Below are 25,027 nucleotides of genomic sequence, written 5' to 3'. Positions count from 1 at the left end.
ATGGCAACGGTAATGAAGAAGGTCGACGCAGTGATCGTCGGTTTTGGCTGGACGGGCGCGATCATGGCCAAGGAGCTGACAGAAGCCGGCCTGAATGTGCTGGCGCTGGAGCGGGGGCCGATGCAGGACACTTACCCCGACGGCAACTATCCACAGGTGATCGACGAACTCACCTACAGCGTGCGGAAAAAGCTCTTCCAGGACATTTCCAAGGAGACCGTGACCATTCGCCATAGCGTGAATGACATCGCGCTGCCGAACCGCCAATTGGGCGCCTTCCTGCCCGGCAATGGTGTCGGCGGAGCCGGTTTGCATTGGTCCGGCGTGCACTTTCGGGTCGACCCGATTGAGTTGCGCATGCGCAGCCACTATGAAGAACGCTACGGCAAAAGCTTCATCCCCAAGGACATGACCATCCAGGACTTCGGCGTCAGCTATGAAGAGCTGGAACCGTTTTTCGATTACGCCGAGAAGGTCTTCGGCACTTCGGGTCAGGCTTGGACGGTGAACGGTCAGTTGGTCGGCAAAGGCAAGGGCGGCAACCCGTATGCGCCGGATCGTTCGAATCATTTCCCGCTGGAATCGCAGAAGAACACGGTTTCCGCACAGCTGTTTCAGAAAGCGGCCACCGCAGTGGGTTACAAACCCTACAACCTGCCCTCTGCCAATACGTCCGGCCCTTATACCAACCCCTACGGCGCACAAATGGGGCCGTGCAACTTCTGCGGTTTTTGCAGCGGCTATGTCTGCTACATGTATTCCAAGGCATCGCCGAACGTAAACATTCTGCCGGCGCTCAAACCGCTGCCCAATTTCGAGCTGCGGCCCAACTCCCACGTACTGCGGGTCAATCTCGACAGCACCAAGAGCAAGGCGACAGGCGTGACCTACATCGACGGTCAGGGCCGGGAGATCGAGCAGCCCGCCGACCTGGTGATCCTCGGTGCCTTCCAGTTCCACAATGTGCGGCTGATGTTGCTTTCGGGCATAGGCAAACCGTACGACCCGATCAGCGGCGAAGGCGTAGTCGGCAAGAACTTTGCCTACCAGAACATGGCCACCATCAAGGCCTACTTCGACAAAGACACCCACACCAATAACTTTATTGGCGCCGGCGGTAACGGCGTGGCGGTGGACGACTTCAACGCCGACAACTTCGATCACGGGCCCCATGGTTTCGTCGGCGGTTCGCCGATGTGGGTCAACCAGGCCGGCAGCCGACCGATTGCAGGCACATCCAACCCGCCGGGCACCCCGGCCTGGGGCAGTGCCTGGAAACGTGCCACCGCCGATTACTACACCCATCAAGTGTCGATGGATGCCCACGGCGCGCATCAGTCCTACCGCGGCAACTACCTCGATCTGGACCCGGTGTACCGCGATGCCTACGGCTTGCCGCTGTTGCGGATGACCTTCGACTGGCAGGAAAACGACATCAAGATGAACCGCTTCATGGTCGAGAAAATGGGCAAGATCGCCGAAGCGATGAGCCCCAAAGCCATCGCCGTGATTGGCAAGAAGGTTGGCGATCACTTCAACACCGCGTCTTACCAGACCACCCACCTCAACGGTGGCGCGATCATGGGTACCCATCCGAAAACCAGCGCCCTGAACCGTTACTTGCAGAGCTGGGACGTGCACAACGTTTTCGTCCCCGGAGCGTCAGCTTTCCCACAAGGCCTGGGCTACAACCCTACCGGCCTGGTGGCAGCGTTGACCTACTGGTCGGCCCGGGCGATCCGCGAGCAGTACTTGAAAAACCCCGGCCCGCTGGTTCAGGCTTAAGGAGCGATGACCATGAAAGCACTTGTTATCGCGACCCTGGCGCTGCTCGGCTGTGGCTCGATCAACGCCGCAGAAATTGATCAAGACCTGATCAAACAAGGCGAATATCTCGCCCGCGCGGGTGACTGCGTGGCCTGTCACACCGCCAAGGACGGCAAGCCGTTCGCCGGTGGTTTGCCGATGGAAACGCCGATCGGGACGATCTACTCCACCAATATCACGCCGGATAAAACCGGCCTGGGCGACTACGGCTTCGAGGACTTCGACAAAGCCGTCCGACATGGCGTCGTCAAAAACGGTAGTACCTTGTACCCGGCAATGCCCTATCCGTCCTACGCCAGCGTCAACGAAACCGACATGAAAGCCTTGTACGCCTACTTCATGCACGGCGTGGCGCCTGTCGCTCAGGAGAACCAGGCCAGCGACATCCCTTGGCCTTTGAGCATGCGCTGGCCGCTTGCGGGCTGGCGCTGGATATTTGCCCCGGCCGTGGCGGACTACAAAGCGGCACCCGACGAAGATGCGGTTGTCAGTCGTGGCGCTTATCTGGTGGAAGGCCTTGGACATTGCGGCGCATGCCATACGCCGCGTGCCCTGACCATGCAGGAAAAAGCCCTGAATGCAGGCGAAGGCAGCGCATTTCTGTCAGGTAGTGCGCCATTGGAAGGCTGGATCGCGAAAAGTCTGCGCGGCGATCACAAGGATGGCCTCGGCAGCTGGAGCGAAGAACAACTGGTGCAGTTCCTCAAGACCGGTCGCAGTGATCGCAGCGCAGTGTTTGGTGGCATGAGTGATGTGGTGACGCACAGCATGCAGTACATGACGGACAACGATCTGACCGCGATTGCCCGTTACCTCAAGTCCTTGCCGGCCAATGATCCCGACGACCAGCCGCACCAGTACGACAAACAGATCGCACAGGCACTGTGGAATGGCGATGACAGCAAGCCCGGCGCTTCGGTGTACATCGACAACTGCGCGGCCTGTCACCGTACCGATGGCCATGGCTACACCAAAGTGTTCCCGGCGCTGGCGGGCAACCCGGTGTTGCAGTCGGAGGATCCTACGTCGCTGATTCACATCGTGCTCAAGGGCGGTACGCTGCCGGCAACTCATACGACGCCTTCGACCTTTACCATGCCAGGATTCGCTTGGCGCCTGTCGGATCAGGAAGTGGCGGATGTGGTTAGTTTCATTGCCACTAGTTGGGGAAATAAAGGTGCCACTGTTAAAGCCAGTGATGTAATGGCGTTAAGGGAAGACGATATGAAAACGACTTCAAATGATGACATTGGCCAAGCGACGACTCATTAAATAAAAATAAAAAACGGCATGGAAACTCCATACCGTTTTTTTTAGGTTCAGTTACAACCTACCGCGCACTCAATATTTACCTACTGCATGTGTTCAATCGCGATTACGGATTGACGATCTTCGAATAGGCACTCGCCAAGGCCAGCAGAACGGCCTTGTCTTGTGCGTCGATGTCACCATCACCGTCCACATCAGCGCGGGCGGGCCCCATGGTGAAAGTTTTGCCGCCGTCGTTCGATACGGCCTCGCGGGTGCTCGAGTCCAGCAGAGAGTAAGTGACAGCACGATTTTCCGGATCGTAACCCTCTTCCTTTAGTGCAAACTGCATGGAAACCCGAACTTCTTTTGGACTAACGATAGACGCTGGCAACAGTTGCAAAAAAATACCGCGCTGATTGTAATTCGACATTAATTAATTCCCTTTAATAGTTGAACACGAGAACTTCGTGTGAGGAGGATATTACTTATAGCTCTTATAATTATGCCAGGCGTTATATGTATCTCATAGTGACGAACGTTTTAACCAATCGGTAGAAATACAAAGAACCAGGCTTTTTTAGAATGATCAGGCGCCGAACGGCACTGGCCGAATTTGTCGAGGCCGTATACTGTATAAGTATACAGCTAAAGGGTCTTATCGATGGCTACTCCCCTTCCACCTCGCGGCCGCGGTACCGCCACCAACCCGCACAACCGCTTCGCGCCGAATCGCTCGGTGGCCGAGGATGACGGCTGGTATCAGGAAGCGCCGATCACCCAAGGCACCGAGGTGCGCATCGAAACGGCGAAAACCATCATCACTCGCAACAACTCGCCGGACTTGCCCTTCGATCGTTCGATCAATCCCTATCGCGGCTGCGAGCATGGCTGCATCTATTGCTATGCGCGGCCCAGCCATGCTTATTGGGACATGTCACCAGGGCTGGACTTCGAAACCAAACTGATCGCCAAGACCAACGCCGCCGATGTGCTGGAAGAACAACTGTCCAAGCGCGGCTATCAATGTGCGCCGATCAATCTGGGCTCCAACACGGACCCTTATCAGCCGATCGAGCGCGAACACAAAATCACCCGCAAAACCCTCGAAGTGCTGCTGCGCTATCGCCATCCCGTGACCATCATTACCAAGGGCTCGCTGATTCTTCGGGATCTGGACCTGCTGGTCGAACTCGCCGAGCAAAGGCTGGTGGCGGTGATGATCAGCCTCACCACCCTGGACGACGAGCTCAAACGCATCCTCGAACCGCGCGCCGCGGCACCCAAGGCTCGGTTGCGGGCGATCCGCGTGATGCGTGAAGCGGGCATTCCGGTGGGCGTTCTGTGCTCGCCGATGATTCCGATGATCAACGACAGCGAACTCGAAAGCCTGCTCACCGAAGCGCATGCCGCGGGGGCGCAAAGTGCGGCCTACATGATGCTGCGCCTGCCGCTGGAAGTTGCGCCGCTGTTCGAAGAATGGCTGGCGGCCCACTATCCTCAACGTGCCGCTCATGTGTTGAGCCTGATTCGTCAGAGCCGTGGTGGCGAGCTCTACGACAGTCGCTTCGGTGCCAGGATGCGTGGCGAAGGGCCGTTTGCCGATCTGCTGGCGCAACGATTTGCCAAAACCATCAAACGCCTGGGGCTCAATCATCGGGAAGGTTTCAATCTGGACTGCGAAGCCTTCTGTCCGCCGGGTCGCCAGATGTCGTTGATTTGAGGACAATTGACCTATGGTTGAGTAGGGTGAAATGCACTTTGCCACTACGCCGGTCACGTTTTTTGTGACCTGGAACACACGTTCTAGAGCGTTTCATTCAGTTTGAGTTAAGTTTCGAGCGCTACCTTGTTCATCGAGTGACTGATGGGTCGAGATTCTCGGCCTGGATGTTTTTTAAACAGCCACTGGCTTCACACCGGACAAAACGGGAAAATCCCCTGACTCCGCCAAAGAGGATGAATCATGAGTGACAAGGATAAACAGCCGTTGGCTGCGTCGGCTTCAGCCCAACCGGAGGCGGAAACCGCCGATGCAGCGCTGCAGCATATCGTTGACGGCTTTTTGCATTTCCATCACGAAGTTTTTCCACAGCAGGAAGAACTCTTCAAAAAACTCGCCACGGCCCAGAGCCCCCGAGCGATGTTCATCGCCTGCGCCGATTCGCGCATCGTTCCTGAACTGATCACCCAAAGCGCCCCCGGCGACCTGTTCGTGACCCGTAACGTCGGCAACGTTGTGCCGCCTTATGGGCAAATGAACGGCGGTGTTTCCACGGCGATCGAATACGCCGTTCTTGCCCTCGGCGTGCAACACATCATCATCTGCGGGCACTCCGACTGTGGCGCGATGCGCGCAGTGCTCAACCCGCAAAGCCTGGAAAAAATGCCGACGGTCAAAGCCTGGCTGCGTCATGCCGAAGTGGCAAAAACCATGGTCCAGGAAAACTGCCATTGCGCTGACGAAAACGAAAGCATGCACGTCCTCACCGAGGAGAATGTGATCGCTCAGCTGCAACATTTGCGCACGCACCCGTCGGTGGCCTCGCGCATGGCCAATGGTCAGCTGTTTATCCACGGTTGGATCTACAACATCGAAACCAGCGAAATCAGAGCTTACGACGCGGACAAGGGTTGTTTCCTGCCGCTCGATGGCACCCATCCGATTCCGGTGGCGACGCCCAAAGCGCGCTTCTAAATCCTCCTAAATCATTGTGTGGTTGTTAGCCGAGGCTGCTGATCAAGCAGCCTGGCTTCTCCACGCCTGAAGAAAACTTCGGGAGAGTCACCATGCGTGCTGCTCAACTTAAAGCTGTTCTGCCACGGGAGCTGCTGGCGTCCGTGGTTGTGTTTCTCGTCGCCCTGCCCTTGTGCATGGGCATCGCCATCGCCTCGGGGCTGCCGCCGTCCAAAGGTTTGATCACCGGGATCATCGGTGGTCTGGTGGTGGGCTGGATTGCCGGTTCGCCACTGCAAGTCAGCGGCCCGGCGGCCGGTTTGGCCGTTCTGGTGTTCGAACTCGTGCGCCAGCACGGCATCGCCATGCTCGGGCCAATCCTGCTGCTGGCCGGTTTTCTGCAACTGGTGGCCGGGCGTTTGAAACTGGGCTGCTGGTTTCGAGTCACGGCGCCTGCGGTGGTGTATGGCATGCTCGCCGGGATTGGCGTGCTGATCGTGCTGTCACAGGTGCATGTGATGCTCGACTCCGTGCCCAAGCCCTCGGGGCTGGATAATCTGGCAGCCTTCCCGGCTGCCGTCGTCCAGGCCTTGCCCTCCTTCGGCTGGCAAGCCGGTTTGCTCGGGCTGTCGACGATTGCGGTGATGTGGTTGTGGGAGAAATTCCGCCCCCATTCCCTGCGCTTCATTCCCGGCGCACTGCTGGGTGTAGGCCTGGCGACCGTCGCCAGCCTGGTGCTCGCCTTGCAAGTCAAACGAGTGGAAGTCCCGGCCAACCTGGCGGAAGCCATCGACTGGCTGAAACCTGCGGATCTGCTCAATCTGGCTGACCCAACCTTGCTGATCGCCGCATTTGCCGTGGCCTTCATCGCCAGTGCCGAAACCCTGCTCTCGGCCGCCGCGGTGGACCGCATGCACAGCGGCCAGCGCTCCGACTTCGACCGGGAATTGTCGGCACAAGGCGTCGGCAACATGCTCTGTGGTCTGCTCGGCGCGCTACCAATGACCGGCGTAATCGTGCGCAGTTCGGCCAACGTCCAGGCCGGCGCCACCACGCGACTGTCGGCGATCTTCCATGGCCTGTGGCTGCTGGCTTTCGTATTGCTGCTGTCCAGCGTACTGCAAAGCATTCCGGTGGCGAGCCTGGCGGGCGTTCTGGTTTACACCGGCTTCAAACTGGTCGACCTCAAGGCTTTTCGCGGTCTGGGCCGATATGGCCGGATGCCGATGTTCACCTACGCGGCAACAGCCCTGGCAATCATCTTCACCGACCTGCTGACCGGCGTGCTGATCGGCTTCGGCCTGACCCTGGCCAAGCTGGCCTGGAAGGCTTCGCGGCTGAAAATCAGCCTGATCGATCTGCCCAAGGACGGCGAAATGGAATTGCGATTGATAGGTGCAGCGACCTTTCTCAAAGTGCCGGCGCTGACCCAGGTGCTGGGGACCATTCCGGCAGGCGCGACGGTGCATGTGCCGCTCAATAACCTGAGCTACATCGATCACTCGTGTCTGGAATTGCTGGAGGAATGGGGTCGGGCCAATGCAGCCAAGGGATCAAAACTGTTGATTGAAGCGCGGGGGTTGAAGCGCAGGCTGGAAGGGCGATTGCGGACCACGACGGGCGTCGGTTCCGCAGCCGCTTAAAAAAATCGCAGCCAACAGGCTGCGATTTTTTATGGGCAACATATCAAGCCGCCGGCTGATCCAGCTCCAGCTCTACGCCCAGCTGGCGCGACAGGCACGGCCAGCGCTTCCATGCAGCGCCGGTGTCCGGGCTGTTGAGTTTCTCGCGGTAGGCTTCTACCGATTCCAGCGCGAAACTGTCTTCGTTGAGCATCTCGTCGACGGCGTGATGCACCGCCTCATCCAGTTGGTTGGCGAACTCCTCACCTATCAGCTGGTGAGCAATCAGGTTGGCAACAGTCGTGTCCAGTGGGATCAGCGGCTGGCCAAAATGCTTGATGTACAGGTCATTGACCTCTTCGACCAGGCGATGCGCCAGATAGGCTTCGTCCAGCAGGCTGTCCAGACCAACATGACCGGCCATGATCGCCGGCGGCTGAAGGAAGAACTGCTCGGCGATTTTCAGCACCGGTTTGATCTGTGATTCGATACCCGCTTCCCTGGCGACTTCATTGGCTGCGTCCAGCAGGTCCGGCACTTGCTCTATATACGCGGCCACAAAACGCGTCATCACGCCGTTGGCGTCGACATCCGGCAATTGGATGGCGGAGTGAAGGTGTGGCAGTTGGGTTTCCAGCTGACGAGTCAGCAGGCCGGTTTCGGCTTCGTGTTGTTGGGCTTTTTGGATCTGCTCGCGCAATGCGGCGGTGTTCATGAAAACTCCAGGAAACAAAGGCAATGAAATAGGGAAGACATAACTTAGCTGGCATACGAAAAATGCTAAGACGCATTTGTCATAATTATTTCATCCTTGAGACATCAAAGTTATATCGGTTTGCCACCACTCGTCTGCATCCTTCTCCATTCGTACCCTGGAACGCAAGTCCCAGCTGTTTCAGATGATTTACGCCCTCACATTGCGAGGTGGCAGTCGCTGTCTATACTCGGGTGGGAATGGAGTTAGGTGATGACGCCCGACTGCACACGCAGCAAGGCTCGGTGATTCAAGTTCGTAGTCTGAAAATGCCGCTCCCTTGCCGCAGGTGAAAGCCGGCGGGATAAAAAGAACGATAAGGGGAACCCGCAATGATGCGACATCCACACGTCTGGATGGGCCTCCTGTTGTGGTCGATTTTCAGTCAGGCACAAGCGGCCTGGACTGTGAATATGGCGCCGGGAGCGACTGAAATCAGTCACGCAGTATTTGACCTGCACATGACCATTTTCTGGATCTGTGTAGTGATCGGCATCATCGTCTTCGGCGCCATGTTCTGGTCGATGATTCTCCACCGCCGCTCGACCGGGCAGGTGGCCGCAAAATTTCATGAAAGCACCACCGTTGAAATCCTCTGGACCATCGTGCCCTTCCTGATCCTGGTGGCCATGGCGGTTCCCGCGACCGCAACCCTGATCAAGATGTATGACGCCAGTGAGCCGGATATCGATATCCAGGTCACCGGCTATCAGTGGAAGTGGCACTACAAATACCTGGGCCAGGACGTTGAGTTCTTCAGCAACCTGACCACGCCCGCCGATCAGATCCACAACAAGGAAGCCAAGAGCGAGCACTACTTGCTTGAGGTCGATAAGCCTTTGGTGCTGCCGATCGGCGCCAAGGTGCGCTTCCTGGTGACTTCCGCCGACGTCATCCATTCCTGGTGGGTGCCGGCCTTTGCGGTCAAGCGCGATGCGATTCCGGGGTTCGTCAACGAAGCCTGGACCCGCGTCGACAAGCCCGGCCTCTACCGCGGTCAATGCGCCGAATTGTGCGGCAAGGACCATGGCTTCATGCCGATCGTGGTCGAGGTCAAGGAAAAGGCCGATTACGAAAAATGGCTGGGCGAGCGCAAGGCTGAAGCCCTGCAGCTCAAAGAGCTGACCAGCAAGGAATGGACCCTCGACGAGCTTAAAGAGCGCGGCGACAAGATCTATCACACCACCTGCGTCGCCTGTCACCAGGCCGAAGGTCAGGGCCTGCCGCCGATGTTCCCGGCGCTCAAGGGCTCGAAAATCGCTACCGGACCGATCAAGGATCACTTGGGCATTGTCTTCCACGGCAAACCCGGCACCGCCATGGCGGCGTTCGGCAAGCAGCTCTCGGAAGTCGATATCGCAGCGGTCGTGACCTACGAACGTAACGCCTGGGGCAACAACAAGGGCGACATGGTCACCCCTAAAGAAGTGCTGGAGCTGAAACAGGCGGAAAGCAAATGACCCGGCCTATTGCGCACGTAAGGAACCAGTCGGGGCATCGCGCCCCGGCCTGCCCAGCCCATCTGTTTGCAGGAGACAGGACATGACTGCTGTCGTCGATGACCATGTTCATACCGGCACCGCCCACGCCCACGGCCCCGCCAAAGGCCTGATGCGCTGGGTGCTGACCACCAACCACAAGGATATCGGCACGCTGTACCTGTGGTTCGCGTTCTCCATGTTCTTGCTCGGCGGCTCGTTCGCGATGGTGATTCGTGCCGAGTTGTTCCAGCCGGGACTGCAAATCGTCCAGCCGGAATTCTTCAACCAGATGACCACCATGCACGGTCTGGTGATGGTCTTCGGTGCGGTGATGCCGGCCTTCGTCGGCCTCGCCAACTGGATGATCCCGTTAATGATCGGCGCGCCGGACATGGCCCTGCCACGGATGAACAACTTCAGCTTCTGGCTGTTGCCGGCAGCATTCATCCTGCTGGTATCGACCCTGTTCACCCCCGGCGGTGGACCGAACTTCGGCTGGACGTTCTACGCCCCGCTGTCGACGACCTACGCACCGGAAAGCGTGACCTTCTTCATCTTCGCCATCCACTTGATGGGGATCAGTTCGATCATGGGCGCGATCAACGTGATCGCCACCATCCTCAACCTGCGCGCCCCCGGCATGACGCTGATGAAAATGCCGTTGTTCGTCTGGACCTGGCTGATTACCGCATTCCTGCTGATCGCGGTGATGCCGGTACTGGCCGGCTGCGTGACGATGATGCTGATGGACATCCACTTCGGCACCAGCTTCTTCAGTGCCGCCGGTGGCGGTGACCCGGTGTTGTTCCAGCACGTGTTCTGGTTCTTCGGTCACCCCGAGGTGTACATCATGATCCTGCCGGCCTTCGGTGCCGTCAGCTCGATTATTCCGGCCTTCTCACGCAAGCCGCTGTTCGGCTACACCTCGATGGTCTATGCGACGGCGAGTATCGCGTTCCTGTCGTTCATCGTCTGGGCGCACCACATGTTCGTGGTCGGCATTCCATTGGTGGGCGAGTTGTTCTTCATGTACGCCACGTTGCTGATCGCCGTACCCACCGGGGTCAAGGTGTTCAACTGGGCCAGCACCATGTGGCAAGGCTCGCTGACCTTCGAGACACCGATGCTGTTTGCGGTGGCGTTCGTGATCCTGTTCTCCATTGGCGGGTTCTCCGGGTTGATGCTGGCCATCGCCCCGGCGGACTTCCAGTACCAGGACACCTACTTTGTGGTCGCGCACTTCCACTACGTACTGGTACCGGGGGCGATCTTCGGGATCTTCGCCTCGGCCTACTACTGGATGCCGAAATGGACCGGCCACATGTACGACGAAACCCTCGGCAAGCTGCACTTCTGGCTCTCGTTCATCGGCATGAACATGGCGTTCTTCCCGATGCACTTCGTGGGGCTGGCAGGCATGCCACGGCGGATTCCCGACTACAACCTGCAATTCGCCGACTTCAACATGGTGTCGTCGATCGGTGCGTTCATGTTCGGCGCCACGCAGATCTTCTTCCTGTTCATCGTGATCAAGACCATCCGTGGTGGCCCACCAGCACCGGCCAAACCGTGGGATGGGGCCGAAGGCCTGGAGTGGAGCATCCCGTCGCCGGCGCCGTATCACACCTTCACCACGCCGCCGGAAGTGAAATGAACGCTGTAGACCTCGAGGCCCGCCACCATGGCTGATTCCATCTCGTTGAAGAAACTGGTCACGCGCCTGTTGCTGGTGGTGGTGGCGATGTTTGTCTTCGGGTTTGCCCTGGTGCCGATCTACGACGTGATGTGCAAGGCGTTCGGCATCAACGGCAAGACCGGCGGGCAGTATGAGGGCGAACAAACGGTCGACACCTCGCGGCAGGTCCGCGTGCAGTTTCTGTCGACCAATGCCGCCGACATGTCCTGGGATTTCTACCCCAAGAGCGATGAGCTGACGGCTAATCCGGGGGCGGTGAACGAGATGATCTTCATCGCGCACAACCCCACCGATCGCCCGATGAGCGCCCAGGCGGTTCCGAGCATCGCACCCAGCGCCGCGGCGGCGTACTTCCACAAGACCGAATGTTTCTGCTTTACCCAGCAAGTGCTGCAGCCCGGTCAACGGATCGAGATGCCGGTACGTTTCATCGTTGACCGTGACATGCCCAAGGATGTGAAGCACCTGACGCTTTCCTACACGCTGTTCGATATCACCGCACGTCATCCACCCGCGGCTGTTGCTGCAAACACCGGTGGCTAGGCGTTAAAGCGTGCCCGATAAGGAGAACAATAAATGGCAACTCATGAACACTATTACGTTCCGGCACAGAGCAAATGGCCGATCATTGCCACGGTCGGTATGTTCGTCACCGTGCTCGGCCTGGCCACCTGGTTCAACGACCTGAAGGCGGCGCGGCCGGAGTCCCACGGCCCGCTGATCTTTTTCGTCGGTGGCCTGCTGGTGGCCTACATGTTGTTCGGCTGGTTCAGTACGGTAATCAAGGAAAGCCGCCAGGGGTTGTACAGCGCACAGATGGATCGCTCGTTCCGCTGGGGCATGAGCTGGTTCATCTTCTCGGAGGTGATGTTCTTCATCGCGTTCTTCGGCGCGCTGTTTTATGTGAGAAACATTTCCGGCCCGGCGCTCGGGGGTGAAGGGGCCAAAGGCCTCGCGCACATGCTCTGGCCGAACTTCCAGTTTGCGTGGCCATTGCTGCATACCCCTGACCCGAAACTCTTCCCGCCACCCAAGGAAGTCATCAGCCCTTGGGGCCTGCCGCTGCTCAATACCGTTCTGCTGGTGAGTTCCAGCGTCACCGTGACCATTGCTCACCACGCCTTGAAAAAGGGCCATCGCGGCGCGCTGAAAATCTGGCTGGCACTCACCGTGTTACTGGGCTGCGCGTTCCTTGGTTTTCAGGCCGAAGAATACATGCACGCCTACCACGAACTGGGCCTGACGCTCGGTTCGGGCATCTACGGCGCGACCTTCTTCATGCTCACCGGCTTCCACGGCGCCCACGTGACCATCGGCACCATCATCCTGTTTGTGATGTTGATGCGGATCATGCGCGGGCACTTCGACGCCGATCATCAGTTCGCGTTTGAAGCGGCGAGCTGGTACTGGCACTTCGTGGACGTGGTGTGGATCGGTCTTTTCGTTTTCGTCTACGTGCTCTGAGGTTTACCAAGGTACGTGTGACACCAACTGGCCGCTGAAAAAACCCCAGGCAATCAAGCCGACGGTAATGGCGGCCAGCGCGACACGAACACTCAAGGCAATGACGAGGCGGTTCGAGCTGCTGTCGTCCTTGACCAGAAAAAACAGGCCGCTGAACAGGCTGACAACCGTGGCAATCAGCATCAGGACGATGGCTGCTTTGAGCATGGTGAGACTCCGGGGGAAAGGCGATGCACTTGAGTATAGCTATCGCGACTACCGACTTTCTGGCGACGCCATGAAGCGTTTCCGGCCGGGCATCGTGCCGACCCTGGTGGTCGCGGTGTTGTTGCCCATGCTGGTGTCACTCGGGTTCTGGCAATTGAGCCGGGGCGCAGAGAAAAGCGCACTGCTGCAAAGCTACACCGAGCGCCGTGCCGCCGAACCGATGGCCAGCACCGAGCTGCAACACATCGCAGATCCGGCCTTCCGCCGGGTTCACCTGCACGGCCAGTTCGATGCCGCACACAGCCTGTTGCTGGATAACCGTCAGCGCGACGGCAAGGTTGGCGTCGAACTGCTGCAACCGTTTCAGGATCAGGCGACCGGGCTCTGGCTGCTGGTCAATCGCGGCTGGCTGCCATGGCCGGATCGCCGCACCCCACCGCAATTCACCACACCGACTCAGGCCTTGAGTCTCGTTGCCTGGGTCTACGTCTCCCCCGGCGCCACTTTCCAGTTGCACGCAGACCCGAACACCACGACCTGGCCACAACTGATCACCGCGGTCGAGCCGGCCAAGCTCTGGACGGCGCTGAATCGCGAAGGTTTTGCTTACGAATTACGCGCAGAAAACGGCCCCGCGACTTACCAGGCTGACTGGCCGGTAGTCGCCATGGGACCGGAAAAGCATCTGGCTTATGCCGTGCAGTGGTTCGCCATGTCGATCGCCCTGTTCGGCCTCTATCTCTATCTCGGCTGGCACAACGCAAAGGAGAAACACCATGGGAGCGGCCATGAATCCACCCAGCATGTCTGAGGCGAAAACGCCGGCGAGTCGGCGTAAAGGTCGCTTGCAGTTGCTGCTGATCCTGCTTGGGGTGATCGGTCCGATGATCCTCGCCACCGGCATGTACAAATTGCAGTTTTGGGTACCGGAAGGTCGCAGCTATCACGGCGAACTGATCGGCAACGGCCAGACCCGCGCCGACCTCGGCGTGCAGGCGCAGGAGGATCGTTGGCAAATACTGGTGACCGCGCCCAAGGATTGCTCGGTGGACTGCCAGCAACTGGTGTACCTGGCGCGGCAGATCCAGATCGGCCTCGGCCGTGATGCCGGGCGCGCCAGTCATGCCTTGGCCGCAGCTCAACCGCTGAGCGGTGAATACGACGCCAAGCTGACGCGCGAGTATCCTCAATTGCAGCGCTATCCACTGAGCCTGACCGATTTCCAAAAAACTGCCGGCGACAAGGCTGTGCCGCAGCTCTGGATCATCGACCCTCACGGCAATCTGGTGCTGCGCTACGACCCGACGGTGAAGGGTAAGGATCTGCTCAACGACCTGCGCCATTTGCTGAAACTGTCGAACATCGGATAAGGGCATCGTCATGGCCAAACCTGGATTTCGCCTCGCGCTGTTTGCCACCTTGCTGGCACTGATTGTGGTGTTGCTCGGCGCCTACACCCGCCTGACCCACGCCGGCCTCGGCTGTCCGGACTGGCCGGGTTGCTATGGCTTTATCAGCGTGCCGAAAAGCGAAGTTCAATTGGCCCATGCCGAACTGCATTTTCCCGACGCTCCCGTCGAAGCCCATAAGGGCTGGAACGAGATGGTTCACCGTTACTTCGCTGGCACGCTGGGGCTATTGATCTCGGTATTGGCCGGCCGCGCCTGGGTTCATCGTCGTCATCCGGGGCAGCCGGTGAAGTTGCCGTTGTTTTTGCTGGCAGTGGTGATTGCCCAAGCGGCATTCGGCATGTGGACGGTGACGCTCAAGCTCTGGCCGCAAGTGGTGACCGGGCATTTGCTCGGCGGCTTTGCGACGTTGAGCCTGCTGTTTTTGCTGACGTTGCGATTGTCCGGGGTGTTGCCGGCGCTGACCGTGCCACGGCGCTTGCAGTACTGGGCGACCGCCGGGTTGCTGCTGGTGATCCTGCAAATTGCCCTGGGTGGATGGGTCAGTTCCAACTACGCGGCGGTGGCCTGTATCGACTTCCCAACCTGTCATGGGCAATGGCTGCCGCCCGCGGACTTCGCCAACGGTTTTCACCTGACCCAACACATCGGCCCCAATTACCTCGGAGGGCAACTGGACAGCGATGCCCGCACGGCGATTCATCTGACTCACCGCATCGGCGCATTGTTAGTGACGCTGGTGCTGCTCGGGTTGGCGTGGCAACTGAAGGTGGTCGGCATGACGCGCCTGGCGGGGCTGGTGCTGATTGCACTCGCCGCGCAAATCACCCTCGGCATCAGCAATGTGCTGTTTCACCTGCCGCTGCCAGTGGCCGTCGCGCATAACGCGGGCGGCGCGGCACTGTTGCTGACGATGGTGCTGGTTAATTATCACGCGCGAACCAGTCTGGTTCGGGTCAAGCAGCAACCCCCTGCGCGCTGGCGGTTCAGCCCGCGCAAACACTCAGCCGGGCCCATAACAATAAAAGGAGAGATGCCATGGCGATTCTGATCGGCGCACGTCACAGTCAGGCGATCTGGCGTGACTACCTGGAGCTGACCAAGCCGAAAGTGGTGGTGCTGATGCTCATCACCTCGCTGGTGGGGATGTTCCTCGCGACCCGCGCCGGGGTGCCGTGGACGGTGCTGGTGTTCGGCAATCTGGGGATCGCCTTGTGTGCCGGTGGTGCGGCAGCCGTTAACCATGTGGTGGACCGACGCATCGATGCAGTCATGGCCCGCACCCACAAACGTCCCTTGGCCGAAGGTCGAGTGTCACCGGCAGCGGCGCTGACGTTTGCCTTGGTATTGGCGGTGCTTGGGCAAGCCGTACTGCTGGCCTTCACCAATCCACTGACGGCGTGGCTGACCCTGGCCTCACTGCTCGGCTATGCGGTGGTCTACACCGGTTTCCTGAAACGCGCGACGCCGCAAAATATCGTCATCGGCGGACTGGCCGGCGCCGCCCCGCCGCTGCTCGGCTGGACCGCCGCCACCGGCCACGTCAGCGCCGAACCACTGTTACTGGTGCTGATCATCTTCGCCTGGACCCCACCGCACTTCTGGGCGCTGGCCATTCACCGCAAAGAGGAATACGCCAAGGCCGACATTCCGATGCTGCCGGTAACCCATGGCGAGCACTACACCAAGGTCCATATCCTGCTTTATACCTTCGCGCTGCTGGCCGTGAGCCTGATGCCGTACGTGATCCACATGAGCGGTGTGCTCTACCTGATTTGCGCGCTGGGACTGGGCGCGAGGTTTCTGCAATGGGCCGTGGTGCTGTACCGTGGCACTCGGCCGCACGCGGCGATCAACACCTTCAAGTACTCTATTTACTACTTGTTCCTGCTGTTTATCGCGCTGCTCGTAGACCACTACTTACTGTTGAACCTATGACTCGAACCCAGAAAACCGTCTTCATCCTCGTTGCCCTGATCGCGCTGGTCCTGGGCCTGACCATCAACAAAGTGCTGTCTGGAAAAGGCCAGGGCGACCCGACCGCTCTGATTGATGCCGGGATCATTCTGCTGCCGCAAAGCCGCAACCTGCCGGACGTGACGATGACCGATCAGGACGGCAAACCAGTGGCGGTCAACGAGCTGAAAGACAAATGGTCGCTGCTGTTCTTCGGCTACACCTTCTGCCCGGACATCTGCCCGACCACCCTCGCCCAGCTGCGCCAGATCAAGAGCGAATTGCCGCCAGAGGCTGTGGCCAAGTTGCAGATCATTCTGGTCAGCATCGATCCGAACCGCGACACGCCCCAGCAGCTCAAGCAGTACCTGGGCTACTTCGATCCGCAGTTCCAAGGGCTGACGGCTTCGTCGGTGGAAGACATCCAGAAACTGGCCAACGCGGTGAGCATTCCGTTCATTCCGGCGGATACCAATAAACCGAATTACACCGTCGATCACAGCGGCAACCTGGCGGTGATCGGACCGGACGGGACGCAGCGTGGGTTCATTCGCGCACCGTTGAACAACGTGAAATTGGTGGCGCAGTTGCCGGTGATACTTAACCGCAAGTAATTAACACCGCATACCCCCCTGTGGGAGCGAGCCTGCTCGCGAAAGCGGTCTATCAGTCAACGGTGATGTTGAATGTGATGGCCTTTTCGCGAGCAGGCTCGCTCCCACAGTGGTCCGTATCCCAGGCAAAAAAATGGGGCGCATTCAATGCGTCCCATTTTTCGTTACAGCTTCAAATCAGAACGCCGGCAATACCGCGCCTTTGTACTTCTCGAGGATGAAGGCTTTCACTTCCGGGCTGTGCAGGGCAGCAATCAGCTTCTTCATCGCTTCGCTGTCCTTATCGTCTGGACGGGCAACGAGGATGTTCACGTAAGGCGAGTCGCTGCCTTCAATGACCAGCGCGTCCTTGGACGGATCGAGTTTGGCTTCCAGCGCGTAGTTGGTGTTGATCAGCGCCAGGTCGACCTGGGTCAGCACGCGCGGGATGGTCGCGGCTTCCAGTTCACGGAATTTCAGGTCCTTGGAATTCTCGGTGATGTCCTTGACGGTCGCGAGAATGTTGTTCGAATCCTTCAACTTGATCAGGCCAGCCTTCGCCAGCAGCAACAGCGCACGGCCGCCGTTGGTGGCGTCGTTCGGGATCACCACGTTGGCGCCGCCTGGCAGCTCGGTCAGTGCTTTGTACTTGCTGGAGTAAGCGCCCAGCGGTTCCAGGTGCACGCCAGCAACGGCCACCAGATTGGTGCCCTTGGCCTTGTTGAATTCATCGAGGTACGGCTGGTGCTGGAAGAAGTTGGCGTCCAGACGTTTTTCGGCCACCTGCACGTTCGGCTGGATGTAGTCGGTGAAGACTTTGACCTTCAGGTCCACGCCTTCTTTGGCCAGGGCCGGTTTAACGAATTCGAGGATTTCTGCGTGCGGAACCGGGGTAGCCGCGACGGTCAGGGTTTCATCGGCCTGAGCAGAGAACGCTGCAACGGCTGCGAGCGCTACGAGTAGTTTTTTCATTCAGCTAACTCCTTGTGAGGCGCCCGTTTGGCGCCTGCCAGCGAATGGCCGGCTCATGTCTTGTTTACGAGAACTGTTTATTTTCTGGAGAAGTGTACGACCAGTTTGTCGCCAACCATTTGCAGAACCTGCACCAGCACCAGCAACAGCACCACGGTGACGATCATCACATCGGTCTGAAAGCGCTGGTAGCCGAAACGGATCGCCAAGTCGCCCAATCCACCGGCACCGACCACACCGGCCATCGCCGTGTAGGACACCAGTGTAATAGCCGTCACCGTAATCGCCGCGTAAATGCCCGGACGGGCTTCTGGCAGCAAGGCGTTGAGGATGATCTGCTTGGTGGTTGCGCCCATGGCCTGGGTCGCTTCAATGATGCCGCGATCCACTTCACGCAGAGCGGTTTCCACCAGTCGCCCGAAGAACGGCGTGGCGCCCACCACCAGCGGTGGAATCGCACCGGCGACGCCGAGCGAAGTGCCGGTGATAAGCACGGTAAACGGGATCATCACGATCAGCAGGATGATGAAGGGCAGCGAACGCAGGATGTTCACCATCAGTGACATCAGCCCATAGGCCACACGGTTTTCGAGCAACTGGCGCGGGCTGCACAGGAACAACAGCACCCCCAGCGGCAGGCCGAGCAGGATGGTGAACAGCAGCGAACCACCGAGCATCTGCATCGTGTCGCTGGTGGCCAGGCCGATTTCCGCCCAATCGATGTTTTTGAAGAACTCTTTAGCCGCTTCAATAAATGCGTCATACGATTCCATCAGCGCAGAACCTCCATATGGACGTCAGCTGCCGTGAAGAGGCCGAACGCCGCTTCCATGTCGCCACCGGTAACGGCCAGGGTCAACTGCCCGTAGGGCACGTCTTTGATGCGGTCGATACGACCGGCCAGGATGCTGTAGTCCACACCCGTTTCCCGGGCGACGGTACCCAGCAATGGCGCGTAGGTCGCTTCGCCCTGGAAGGTCAGACGCACGATGCGGCCTGGAACGTGAGCGAAGTCGTCGCGCTGTTCGCTTTCGTCGATCTGCTCGTCTTCTTGCACGAAGCGCTTGGTGGTCGGGTGCTTCGGATGCAGGAACACCTCGGCCACCGAACCTTGCTCGACGATCACGCCAGCGTCCATCACCGCGACCTGGTCGCAGACCCGGCGGATTACGTCCATCTCGTGGGTGATCAAGACGATGGTCAGCTTCAGCTCGCGATTGATCTCGGCCAGCAATTGCAGGACCGACGCAGTGGTCTGCGGGTCCAGTGCGCTAGTGGCTTCGTCGCACAGCAGGATTTTCGGCTTGGTGGCCAGGGCGCGGGCAATGCCGACTCGCTGCTTCTGGCCACCGGACAACTGCGCCGGGTACTTCTTGGCGTGGTCGGACAGGCCGACCCGCTTCAGCAACTCGGCCACACGCTGGTCGATGTCGCTGCGCGACAGTTCACCGGCCAGGGTCAGTGGCAGCGCGACGTTGTCGGCCACGGTCTTGGACGCCAGCAAGTTGAAGTGCTGGAAAATCATCCCGACCTGCTGACGGAAGCGCCGCAGGCTGTTGGCGTCGAGCGCGGTGACTTCTTCGCTGTCGACGAATATCTTGCCGCCACTGGACTCTTCCAGGCGATTGATCAGACGCAGCAGGGTACTTTTTCCCGCACCGGAATGGCCGATCAGACCGAAGACCTGACCGTTCTCAATCGTCAGACTGGTCGGATGCAGGGCGGGAATATCCTTACCGGCGACGCGGTAGGTTTTGTGGACGTTTTGAAACTCGATCACGTAGCGAACCTTGTGGGGCGCGTTGGAAAAGGATCAGCGGTTAGCCGGGCGCGCATTTTAGCCTGTCCGTATAGAGGTTATTAGCATTTATTCCGCATTCAACCTTCCATTTGGCAATAACGCGATCAAAGGTTAGAAAAAAGGAACGGCGCAAAACGTCATCAGTCACTAATTAGGCAACTCGAAAACGCCCCCGGTCCGTGCCTGGGGTATTGCTCAAGAGTCCTGGCTACGGCGGGAATCGCAACGAGGAGTTTTGTCTGATGAGTACTAAAAAGCCTGCCGCAACCAAAAGCGCACTGGCCGGGACCGATACCCCGGACCGCGGTAACACCAATGCCAAGCTCGACAGCCTGGAGCAATTTCGCTCCGACGCCACTGAACAGGCCCTGCGCACCAACCAGGGTGTGAAAGTCTCGGACAACCAGAACACGTTGAAGGCCGGCGCCCGCGGGCCATCGTTGCTGGAAGATTTCATCATGCGTGAAAAGATCACGCACTTTGACCATGAACGCATCCCCGAGCGCATCGTCCACGCCCGCGGCACCGGTGCTCACGGCTACTTCCAGAGCTATGAAACTCATTCCGTGCTGACCAAGGCCGGGTTCCTACAAGACCCAAGCCAAAAAACCCCGGTCTTCGTCCGCTTCTCCACGGTGCAGGGCCCTCGTGGGTCGGGCGATACCGTGCGGGACGTACGAGGTTTCGCGGTGAAGTTTTTCACCGACGAAGGCAACTTCGACCTGGTAGGCAACAACATGCCGGTGTTTTTCATTCAGGATGCGATCAAGTTCCCCGACTTCGTGCATGCGGTGAAACCCGAGCCGCACAATGAGATACCCACCGGCGGTTCAGCTCACGATACCTTTTGGGATTTTGTCTCTCTGGTACCGGAGTCGGCGCACATGGTGATCTGGACCATGTCCGACCGGGCGATCCCGAAAAGCCTGCGCAGCATGCAAGGCTTCGGCGTGCACACCTTCCGCCTGATCAACGCCGAAGGTAAATCGCGCTTCGTCAAATTCCACTGGCGCCCCACTGCCGGGACCTGTTCGCTAGTGTGGGATGAAGCGCAGAAACTCGCCGGTAAAGACACGGATTACCACCGTCGCGATCTCTGGGAGTCGATCGAGATGGGCGACTACCCGCAATGGGAACTGGGCGTACAGATCATCGAGGAGGAGAACGAACATAAATTCGACTTCGACATCCTCGACCCGACCAAGCTGATCCCGGAAGAACTGGTGCCGATCACCCCGCTGGGAAAAATGACCCTCAACCGTAACCCCGATAACTTCTTCGCCGAGACTGAACAGGTTGCCTTCTGCCCCGGGCATATCGTGCCGGGGATCGACTTTTCCAACGATCCATTGCTGCAAGGTCGGCTGTTTTCCTACACCGATACGCAAATCAGCCGACTTGGCGGGCCGAACTTTCACGAGATTCCGATCAATCGCCCGGTGGCACCGTTCCACAATGGTCAACGGGATGCATTGCATCGCACCACCATCGACAAGGGCCGCGCGTCCTACGAGCCGAACTCCATTGATAGCGGTTGGCCGAAAGAAACACCGCCGGCAGCACAAGATGGCGGTTTCGAAAGTTATCCAGAGCGCATCGACGCCAACAAGATCCGTCAGCGCAGCGAATCATTCAGCGACCACTTCTCCCAGGCGCGCCTGTTTTTCCACAGCATGAGCAAGCACGAGCAGGAGCACATCATCTCGGCTTACAGCTTCGAGTTGGGCAAGGTTGAGCGGGAGTTCATCCGCGCGCGCCAGGTGAATGAGATTCTGGCCAACATCGATCTGGAACTGGCTAGGCGCGTGGCGCAGAACCTGGGCTTGCCAGCGCCCAAAGCCGGGACGGTCGAAGTACGCAAAACCTCACCGGATCGCTCGCCGGCCCTGAGTCAGGCCAACTTGCTGCCGGCGGATATCAAAACCCGCAAAGTGGCAATCCTCGCAGCCAATGGCGTCGATGGTGCAGCGATTGATGCCATGAAGAAAGCGCTGAAGGCCGAAGGTGCGCACGCCAAGCTGCTCGGCCCGACTTCTGCTCCGGTGACCACCGCCGATGGCAAGGCATTGCCGGTCGATGCGTCGATGGAAGGCTTGCCTTCGGTGGCGTTCGATGCGGTGTTTGTGCCCGGTGGCGCGGCGTCGATCAAGGCGTTGAGCACTGACGGTGTGGCGCTGCATTACCTGTTGGAGGCTTACAAGCACTTGAAGGCGATTGCGCTGCAGGGCGAGGCCAAGCAGCTGCTGGATGTGTTGAAGCTGGAGGCTGATGCGGGGTTGATCGTGGGTACGGATGCGAAGTTGATCAAACCGTTTTTTGCCGCGATCGGTCAGCATCGGGTTTGGGATCGGGAGCCGAAGGCCAAGGCGATTCCGGCCTAAAGTTCTTTATTGGTAGGGAGGACGCCATCGCGGGCAAGCCCGCTCCCACATTGGATCTGGGTAGCCACCTATTTGTGGTCAACCCAAAACCCTGTAGGAGCGGGCTTGCCCGCGATGCTTTTAGGGCTTACGAGGACTCAGAACCATCTGCGCCGGAACGTTGCGCAGAATCTGCTTCTCCAGATTCAGATCAAAATCCGCATCGAGTTTCTTCACGCGCTTGGTCAGTAACGTGGTCAACCAAGGGAAGTCCTGGGTGCGTGGCGCCTGAATGCTCACGTCGCACTGGTAATTCACCACATCGGCGGCGATCGCATCCAGTTGGCGACGAAGCTTGGTCATATCCCTCAGGTTCAATGCAACCGTGGTGCTTTCAGCCGTTGGATCAATGACCTTGGCCTGTGGCTTGGCTTCGGCAGCCATGAGCGCAGCTTCGGCTCTATCCAGTTCAGCTTTGCGGGCATCAACGATGGCATTGTTGACCCCGCCAGTCAGCGCCGGAGCCTTGGGCATCAACGACCGGGCGCGGCTCAGCGCCGTGGCAGCCGCATTCACATCGCCCTTTTGCAGCACGATCTGACTGCGGCGCAGATAGGCTTCGGCCAGTTGCCGCTGGTATTGCTCAAGGGATTGATCATTCGGCGACTCGGCCTGCAAGGCAGCCAGCTGATCTTCGGCAGTCGCCAGTTCGCTGCTGGCCAGGCTTTGTTGCAGCTGTGCGATGGCCGTGGCCCGTGAACCGGTAGCCTCAGTGGCCGCCGGTGGCGTGCTTTGACAAGCGCCCAGTAGCAGCGAAAATGCAACAAGGAGCAGATAACGGGAGGCTAACAGCTTCATTCCTGCGACTCTCTATTTGCGCAAAAAACGAGCAAGTCTACACCCCTCGACGGGGCAGGACAAAACTCAGCAGAAACAGTGCGGCGGCCGTCACAACAATCGACGGGCCCGCCGGGGTGTCCTTGAACCACGACAGCGACAGCCCGCCACAGACCGCGAGCATACCCAGCAGGCTCGCGCCCAGTGCCATCTGCTCCGGTGACCGGGCGTGACGTTGTGCCGCAGCCGCCGGGATGATCAGCAAGGACGTAATCAGCAACACACCGACGATTTTCATCGCCACCGCGATCACCACAGCGATCAACAACATCAGGGTCAAGCGCAACGCCGCCACCGGCAGACCTTCAACCCTAGCCAGTTCTTCATGCACCGTGATTGCCAGCAATGGCCGCCACAACGTCACCAGCAAGGCCAGAACGGCCGCGCTGCCGCCGAGTATCCAGGCAAGATCGGTCGGGCTGATCGCCAGCAAGTCGCCGAACAGATAAGCCATCAAGTCGATCCGCACTTCGTGCATGAAGCTTAGTACGACCAAACCCAAAGAGAGCGTGCTGGGTGCGAGAATTCCCAAAAGCGTGTCGGACGCCAGCGGTTGGCGTTGTTGCAAAGTCACCAGCAGCACGGCTAGCAGCAGGCAGCCTACGGTGACCGCAACGGTCGGACTGACATCCAGCAGAAAACCCAGCGCCACGCCGAGCAGCGCGGCATGGGAAAGGGTGTCGCCGAAATAGGCCATGCGCCGCCAGACCACGAACGAACCCAGCGGGCCCGCGACCAACGCCAGGGCCAGACCTGCAAGCAGGGCGTAGAGCAGAAAATCAGCCATGCTTGCAGCTATCTCCGTGAACGTGGGTAGGGGCCGACGGGGCCGCGCTGACCACCGAGCCATGCAAGTCATGGGCGTGGTCGTGATGGTGGTGATAAATCGCCAGGCTTTGTGCGTTCTTTCCGAACAGCTCGACGAAAGCCGGATCGCCGCTGACTTGCTCGGGATGCCCGGAGCAGCAGACGTGACGGTTGAGGCAGACCACCTGGTCTGTGGTGCTCATCACCAGGTGCAGATCGTGGGACACCATCAGCACGCCGCAGCCGTGGCGGTCGCGCAATCGTGTGATCAAGCTGTAGAGCTCGGCCTGACCGGCCACGTCGACGCCTTGCACAGGTTCGTCGAGCACCAGCAGCTCCGGTTCGCGCAGCAATGCCCGGGCCAGCAGCACGCGCTGCATTTCGCCTCCGGAAACACTTTGCACCGGGCTGTCGATCACCTGTTCGGCGCCGACTTCCTTGAGTGCCGCCAAGGCCATGGCACGGTCCACGCCCGGCACCAGACGCAAGAAGCGCAGCACCGACAGCGGCAACGTCGGATCGACGTGAAGTTTTTGCGGCATGTAACCGACCCGCAGTTTCGGCTTGCGCCACACGCTGCCGCTGTCCGGTTTCAACAGACCGAGTACAGCGCGCACCAGCGTGGTCTTGCCGGCGCCGTTAGGGCCGATCAGTGTGACGATCTGCCCCGGCTCGACGCTCAGCTCGATGTTATCCAGCACGTTTTGCCCGGCAAAGGTGACGGCAACCTGCTCGAGGCGGATCAGCGCGTTGCTCATCAAACCCCCTGGCAACCCGAGCAGAGGCCGACCACTTCAACGGTCTGGCCCTCGACGACAAATCCGACATCCTTGGCGCTACTGATGATCGCGTCGCTGATGGATTTCTGTTCGAGCTCGATGGCGGCGTGGCATTCGCGGCAAATCAGGAACTGGCCCTGGTGGGCGTGCCCCGGGTGATTGCAGCCAACGAAGGCGTTCAGCGAGGAGATGCGGTGTACCAGGCCGTTTTCCAACAGGAAATCCAGCGCACGGTACACGGTCGGCGGCGCCGCGCGGCGGCCGTCCTGCTCACTGAGTACCGCGAGAATGTCGTAGGCACCCAACGGCTTGTGGCTTTGCCAGACCAGTTCCAGCACCCGCCGGCGCAAGGCGGTCAGGCGCAGGCCCTGACGCGCGCACAGAGCATCGGCCTCAGACAATGCGCTATGGACGCAATGAGAGTGGTCGTGGGGACGGCTGGCAATCGGTGTTTTAGGCATGAGCGGCGACGAGTAT

Annotated in this window: 25 protein-coding genes; 15 read left to right on the top strand and 10 right to left on the bottom strand. The window is 59.2% G+C overall.

Going from position 1 to position 25,027, the window contains the following annotated elements; translation table 11 throughout:
- A complete protein-coding gene (locus ACMXYI_RS07360) occupies positions 1–1,785 on the top strand; it encodes a GMC family oxidoreductase (protein WP_415772500.1) in 1,785 nt (594 codons plus the stop codon).
- Positions 1,786–1,797: 12 nt separating this feature from the next.
- Positions 1,798–3,099: a c-type cytochrome gene (locus ACMXYI_RS07355; RefSeq protein WP_415772498.1), complete on the top strand. Its 1,302-nt coding sequence runs from the start codon at positions 1,798–1,800 to the stop codon at positions 3,097–3,099.
- Positions 3,100–3,202: 103 nt separating this feature from the next.
- On the opposite strand, the gene ACMXYI_RS07350 is transcribed toward ACMXYI_RS07355, so the two are convergent.
- Positions 3,203–3,508, bottom strand: a complete 306-nt coding sequence (locus ACMXYI_RS07350) for a hypothetical protein (RefSeq protein ID WP_415772496.1) — start codon at positions 3,506–3,508, stop codon at positions 3,203–3,205.
- 231 nt (positions 3,509–3,739) lie between these two features.
- Between ACMXYI_RS07350 and ACMXYI_RS07345 the strand changes: the two genes are divergently transcribed.
- From ACMXYI_RS07345 to ACMXYI_RS07335, 3 genes are all read left to right on the top strand, one after another.
- Positions 3,740–4,798: a PA0069 family radical SAM protein gene (locus tag ACMXYI_RS07345; protein ID WP_415772495.1), complete on the top strand. Its 1,059-nt coding sequence runs from the start codon at positions 3,740–3,742 to the stop codon at positions 4,796–4,798.
- Between the two features lie 243 nt (positions 4,799–5,041).
- Positions 5,042–5,773: a carbonic anhydrase gene (locus tag ACMXYI_RS07340; protein ID WP_415772493.1), complete on the top strand. Its 732-nt coding sequence runs from the start codon at positions 5,042–5,044 to the stop codon at positions 5,771–5,773.
- A gap of 92 nt (positions 5,774–5,865) precedes the next feature.
- Complete coding sequence (locus ACMXYI_RS07335; protein WP_415772491.1) at positions 5,866–7,395, top strand: SulP family inorganic anion transporter; 1,530 nt, start codon at positions 5,866–5,868, stop codon at positions 7,393–7,395.
- A gap of 43 nt (positions 7,396–7,438) precedes the next feature.
- Here the strand turns inward: ACMXYI_RS07335 and ACMXYI_RS07330 are convergent, their stop codons facing one another.
- Positions 7,439–8,089: a hypothetical protein gene (locus ACMXYI_RS07330; protein WP_415772489.1), complete on the bottom strand. Its 651-nt coding sequence runs from the start codon at positions 8,087–8,089 to the stop codon at positions 7,439–7,441.
- 371 nt (positions 8,090–8,460) lie between these two features.
- On the opposite strand from ACMXYI_RS07330, the gene coxB reads away from it, so the two are divergent.
- The 4 genes from coxB to ACMXYI_RS07310 all read left to right on the top strand — a co-directional run bounded on the left by coxB (position 8,461) and on the right by ACMXYI_RS07310 (position 12,769).
- Positions 8,461–9,588 (top strand): cytochrome c oxidase subunit II, encoded by a 1,128-nt coding sequence (gene coxB / locus ACMXYI_RS07325; RefSeq protein ID WP_415772488.1) that lies wholly within the window; start codon positions 8,461–8,463, stop codon positions 9,586–9,588.
- Positions 9,589–9,670: 82 nt separating this feature from the next.
- Positions 9,671–11,263 carry a cytochrome c oxidase subunit I gene (gene ctaD, locus ACMXYI_RS07320; protein ID WP_008152477.1) on the top strand — a complete coding sequence of 531 codons (1,593 nt, stop codon included), beginning with the start codon at positions 9,671–9,673 and terminating at the stop codon, positions 11,261–11,263.
- Positions 11,264–11,290: 27 nt separating this feature from the next.
- A complete protein-coding gene (locus ACMXYI_RS07315; protein WP_415772486.1) occupies positions 11,291–11,848 on the top strand; it encodes a cytochrome c oxidase assembly protein in 558 nt (185 codons plus the stop codon).
- A gap of 33 nt (positions 11,849–11,881) precedes the next feature.
- Positions 11,882–12,769, top strand: a complete 888-nt coding sequence (locus ACMXYI_RS07310; protein ID WP_415772484.1) for a cytochrome c oxidase subunit 3 — start codon at positions 11,882–11,884, stop codon at positions 12,767–12,769.
- A 3-nt stretch (positions 12,770–12,772) separates the two neighbouring features.
- Here the strand turns inward: ACMXYI_RS07310 and ACMXYI_RS07305 are convergent, their stop codons facing one another.
- Positions 12,773–12,976 (bottom strand): twin transmembrane helix small protein, encoded by a 204-nt coding sequence (locus ACMXYI_RS07305; protein WP_008152470.1) that lies wholly within the window; start codon positions 12,974–12,976, stop codon positions 12,773–12,775.
- Between the two features lie 70 nt (positions 12,977–13,046).
- On the opposite strand from ACMXYI_RS07305, the gene ACMXYI_RS07300 reads away from it, so the two are divergent.
- From ACMXYI_RS07300 to ACMXYI_RS07280, 5 genes are read left to right on the top strand one after another with little or no spacing between them, the layout of a single operon-like run.
- Positions 13,047–13,787, top strand: coding sequence for an SURF1 family protein (locus ACMXYI_RS07300; protein WP_415772482.1), 741 nt, complete (start codon positions 13,047–13,049; stop codon positions 13,785–13,787).
- Positions 13,753–14,346: a hypothetical protein gene (locus ACMXYI_RS07295; protein WP_415772480.1), complete on the top strand. Its 594-nt coding sequence runs from the start codon at positions 13,753–13,755 to the stop codon at positions 14,344–14,346. Before ACMXYI_RS07300 ends, ACMXYI_RS07295 begins: the two co-directional genes overlap by 35 nt.
- A 10-nt stretch (positions 14,347–14,356) precedes the next feature.
- Positions 14,357–15,436: a COX15/CtaA family protein gene (locus ACMXYI_RS07290; RefSeq protein WP_415772478.1), complete on the top strand. Its 1,080-nt coding sequence runs from the start codon at positions 14,357–14,359 to the stop codon at positions 15,434–15,436.
- Complete coding sequence (gene cyoE, locus ACMXYI_RS07285; protein WP_415772477.1) at positions 15,424–16,323, top strand: heme o synthase; 900 nt, start codon at positions 15,424–15,426, stop codon at positions 16,321–16,323. Before ACMXYI_RS07290 ends, cyoE begins: the two co-directional genes overlap by 13 nt.
- Positions 16,320–16,955 (top strand): SCO family protein, encoded by a 636-nt coding sequence (locus ACMXYI_RS07280; RefSeq protein ID WP_415772475.1) that lies wholly within the window; start codon positions 16,320–16,322, stop codon positions 16,953–16,955. The genes cyoE and ACMXYI_RS07280 overlap by 4 nt, the downstream gene beginning before the upstream one ends.
- Before the next feature lie 177 nt (positions 16,956–17,132).
- On the opposite strand, the gene ACMXYI_RS07275 is transcribed toward ACMXYI_RS07280, so the two are convergent.
- From ACMXYI_RS07275 to ACMXYI_RS07265, 3 genes are all read right to left on the bottom strand, one after another.
- Positions 17,133–17,906 carry a MetQ/NlpA family ABC transporter substrate-binding protein gene (locus tag ACMXYI_RS07275; RefSeq protein WP_415772474.1) on the bottom strand — a complete coding sequence of 258 codons (774 nt, stop codon included), beginning with the start codon at positions 17,904–17,906 and terminating at the stop codon, positions 17,133–17,135.
- Positions 17,907–17,983: 77 nt separating this feature from the next.
- The gene (locus ACMXYI_RS07270) at positions 17,984–18,679 is read right to left on the bottom strand and encodes a methionine ABC transporter permease (protein WP_008152458.1); all 696 of its coding nucleotides are present in this window, start codon (positions 18,677–18,679) and stop codon (positions 17,984–17,986) included.
- Positions 18,679–19,686 carry a methionine ABC transporter ATP-binding protein gene (locus ACMXYI_RS07265; RefSeq protein ID WP_415772472.1) on the bottom strand — a complete coding sequence of 336 codons (1,008 nt, stop codon included), beginning with the start codon at positions 19,684–19,686 and terminating at the stop codon, positions 18,679–18,681. Before ACMXYI_RS07265 ends, ACMXYI_RS07270 begins: the two co-directional genes overlap by 1 nt.
- 263 nt (positions 19,687–19,949) lie before the next feature.
- Between ACMXYI_RS07265 and katE the strand changes: the two genes are divergently transcribed.
- On the top strand, positions 19,950–22,088 hold the full coding sequence (gene katE / locus ACMXYI_RS07260; protein ID WP_415772470.1) for a catalase HPII: 2,139 nt from the start codon (positions 19,950–19,952) through the stop codon (positions 22,086–22,088).
- A 120-nt stretch (positions 22,089–22,208) separates the two neighbouring features.
- On the opposite strand, the gene ACMXYI_RS07255 is transcribed toward katE, so the two are convergent.
- Genes ACMXYI_RS07255 through zur form a run of 4 tightly spaced genes read right to left on the bottom strand, consistent with a single transcriptional unit; the run spans position 22,209 to position 25,011 of the window.
- Positions 22,209–22,925, bottom strand: coding sequence for a PA5502 family lipoprotein (locus ACMXYI_RS07255; protein WP_415772469.1), 717 nt, complete (start codon positions 22,923–22,925; stop codon positions 22,209–22,211).
- A gap of 37 nt (positions 22,926–22,962) precedes the next feature.
- Positions 22,963–23,751 (bottom strand): zinc ABC transporter permease subunit ZnuB, encoded by a 789-nt coding sequence (gene znuB / locus ACMXYI_RS07250; RefSeq protein WP_056738429.1) that lies wholly within the window; start codon positions 23,749–23,751, stop codon positions 22,963–22,965.
- Positions 23,744–24,529 carry a zinc ABC transporter ATP-binding protein ZnuC gene (gene znuC / locus ACMXYI_RS07245; RefSeq protein WP_095126769.1) on the bottom strand — a complete coding sequence of 262 codons (786 nt, stop codon included), beginning with the start codon at positions 24,527–24,529 and terminating at the stop codon, positions 23,744–23,746. The genes znuB and znuC overlap by 8 nt, the downstream gene beginning before the upstream one ends.
- A complete protein-coding gene (zur, locus tag ACMXYI_RS07240) occupies positions 24,529–25,011 on the bottom strand; it encodes a zinc uptake transcriptional repressor Zur (RefSeq protein ID WP_033059798.1) in 483 nt (160 codons plus the stop codon). Before zur ends, znuC begins: the two co-directional genes overlap by 1 nt.
- Positions 25,012–25,027: the final 16 nt, after the last annotated feature.

It is taken from the genome of Pseudomonas lyxosi (assembly GCF_047758685.1).
GTDB lineage: Bacteria > Pseudomonadota > Gammaproteobacteria > Pseudomonadales > Pseudomonadaceae > Aquipseudomonas > Aquipseudomonas lyxosi.
This window is presented reverse-complemented; position numbering and strand designations above follow the sequence as displayed.

Coding starts and splice junctions, on each gene's coding strand:
- ACMXYI_RS07350 (WP_415772496.1), bottom strand. CDS start 3,508: ATGTCGAATTACAATCAGCGCGGTATTTTTTTGCAACTGTTGCCAGCG.
- cyoE (WP_415772477.1), top strand. CDS start 15,424: ATGGCGATTCTGATCGGCGCACGTCACAGTCAGGCGATCTGGCGTGAC.
- ACMXYI_RS07355 (WP_415772498.1), top strand. CDS start 1,798: ATGAAAGCACTTGTTATCGCGACCCTGGCGCTGCTCGGCTGTGGCTCG.
- katE (WP_415772470.1), top strand. CDS start 19,950: ATGAGTACTAAAAAGCCTGCCGCAACCAAAAGCGCACTGGCCGGGACC.
- ACMXYI_RS07300 (WP_415772482.1), top strand. CDS start 13,047: ATGAAGCGTTTCCGGCCGGGCATCGTGCCGACCCTGGTGGTCGCGGTG.
- ACMXYI_RS07335 (WP_415772491.1), top strand. CDS start 5,866: ATGCGTGCTGCTCAACTTAAAGCTGTTCTGCCACGGGAGCTGCTGGCG.
- ctaD (WP_008152477.1), top strand. CDS start 9,671: ATGACTGCTGTCGTCGATGACCATGTTCATACCGGCACCGCCCACGCC.
- ACMXYI_RS07360 (WP_415772500.1), top strand. CDS start 1: ATGGCAACGGTAATGAAGAAGGTCGACGCAGTGATCGTCGGTTTTGGC.
- ACMXYI_RS07275 (WP_415772474.1), bottom strand. CDS start 17,906: ATGAAAAAACTACTCGTAGCGCTCGCAGCCGTTGCAGCGTTCTCTGCT.
- ACMXYI_RS07305 (WP_008152470.1), bottom strand. CDS start 12,976: ATGCTCAAAGCAGCCATCGTCCTGATGCTGATTGCCACGGTTGTCAGC.
- ACMXYI_RS07345 (WP_415772495.1), top strand. CDS start 3,740: ATGGCTACTCCCCTTCCACCTCGCGGCCGCGGTACCGCCACCAACCCG.
- ACMXYI_RS07330 (WP_415772489.1), bottom strand. CDS start 8,089: ATGAACACCGCCGCATTGCGCGAGCAGATCCAAAAAGCCCAACAACAC.
- zur (WP_033059798.1), bottom strand. CDS start 25,011: ATGCCTAAAACACCGATTGCCAGCCGTCCCCACGACCACTCTCATTGC.
- ACMXYI_RS07270 (WP_008152458.1), bottom strand. CDS start 18,679: ATGGAATCGTATGACGCATTTATTGAAGCGGCTAAAGAGTTCTTCAAA.
- ACMXYI_RS07255 (WP_415772469.1), bottom strand. CDS start 22,925: ATGAAGCTGTTAGCCTCCCGTTATCTGCTCCTTGTTGCATTTTCGCTG.
- ACMXYI_RS07290 (WP_415772478.1), top strand. CDS start 14,357: ATGGCCAAACCTGGATTTCGCCTCGCGCTGTTTGCCACCTTGCTGGCA.
- ACMXYI_RS07340 (WP_415772493.1), top strand. CDS start 5,042: ATGAGTGACAAGGATAAACAGCCGTTGGCTGCGTCGGCTTCAGCCCAA.
- ACMXYI_RS07280 (WP_415772475.1), top strand. CDS start 16,320: ATGACTCGAACCCAGAAAACCGTCTTCATCCTCGTTGCCCTGATCGCG.
- coxB (WP_415772488.1), top strand. CDS start 8,461: ATGATGCGACATCCACACGTCTGGATGGGCCTCCTGTTGTGGTCGATT.
- ACMXYI_RS07295 (WP_415772480.1), top strand. CDS start 13,753: ATGGGAGCGGCCATGAATCCACCCAGCATGTCTGAGGCGAAAACGCCG.
- ACMXYI_RS07310 (WP_415772484.1), top strand. CDS start 11,882: ATGGCAACTCATGAACACTATTACGTTCCGGCACAGAGCAAATGGCCG.
- znuC (WP_095126769.1), bottom strand. CDS start 24,529: ATGAGCAACGCGCTGATCCGCCTCGAGCAGGTTGCCGTCACCTTTGCC.
- znuB (WP_056738429.1), bottom strand. CDS start 23,751: ATGGCTGATTTTCTGCTCTACGCCCTGCTTGCAGGTCTGGCCCTGGCG.
- ACMXYI_RS07315 (WP_415772486.1), top strand. CDS start 11,291: ATGGCTGATTCCATCTCGTTGAAGAAACTGGTCACGCGCCTGTTGCTG.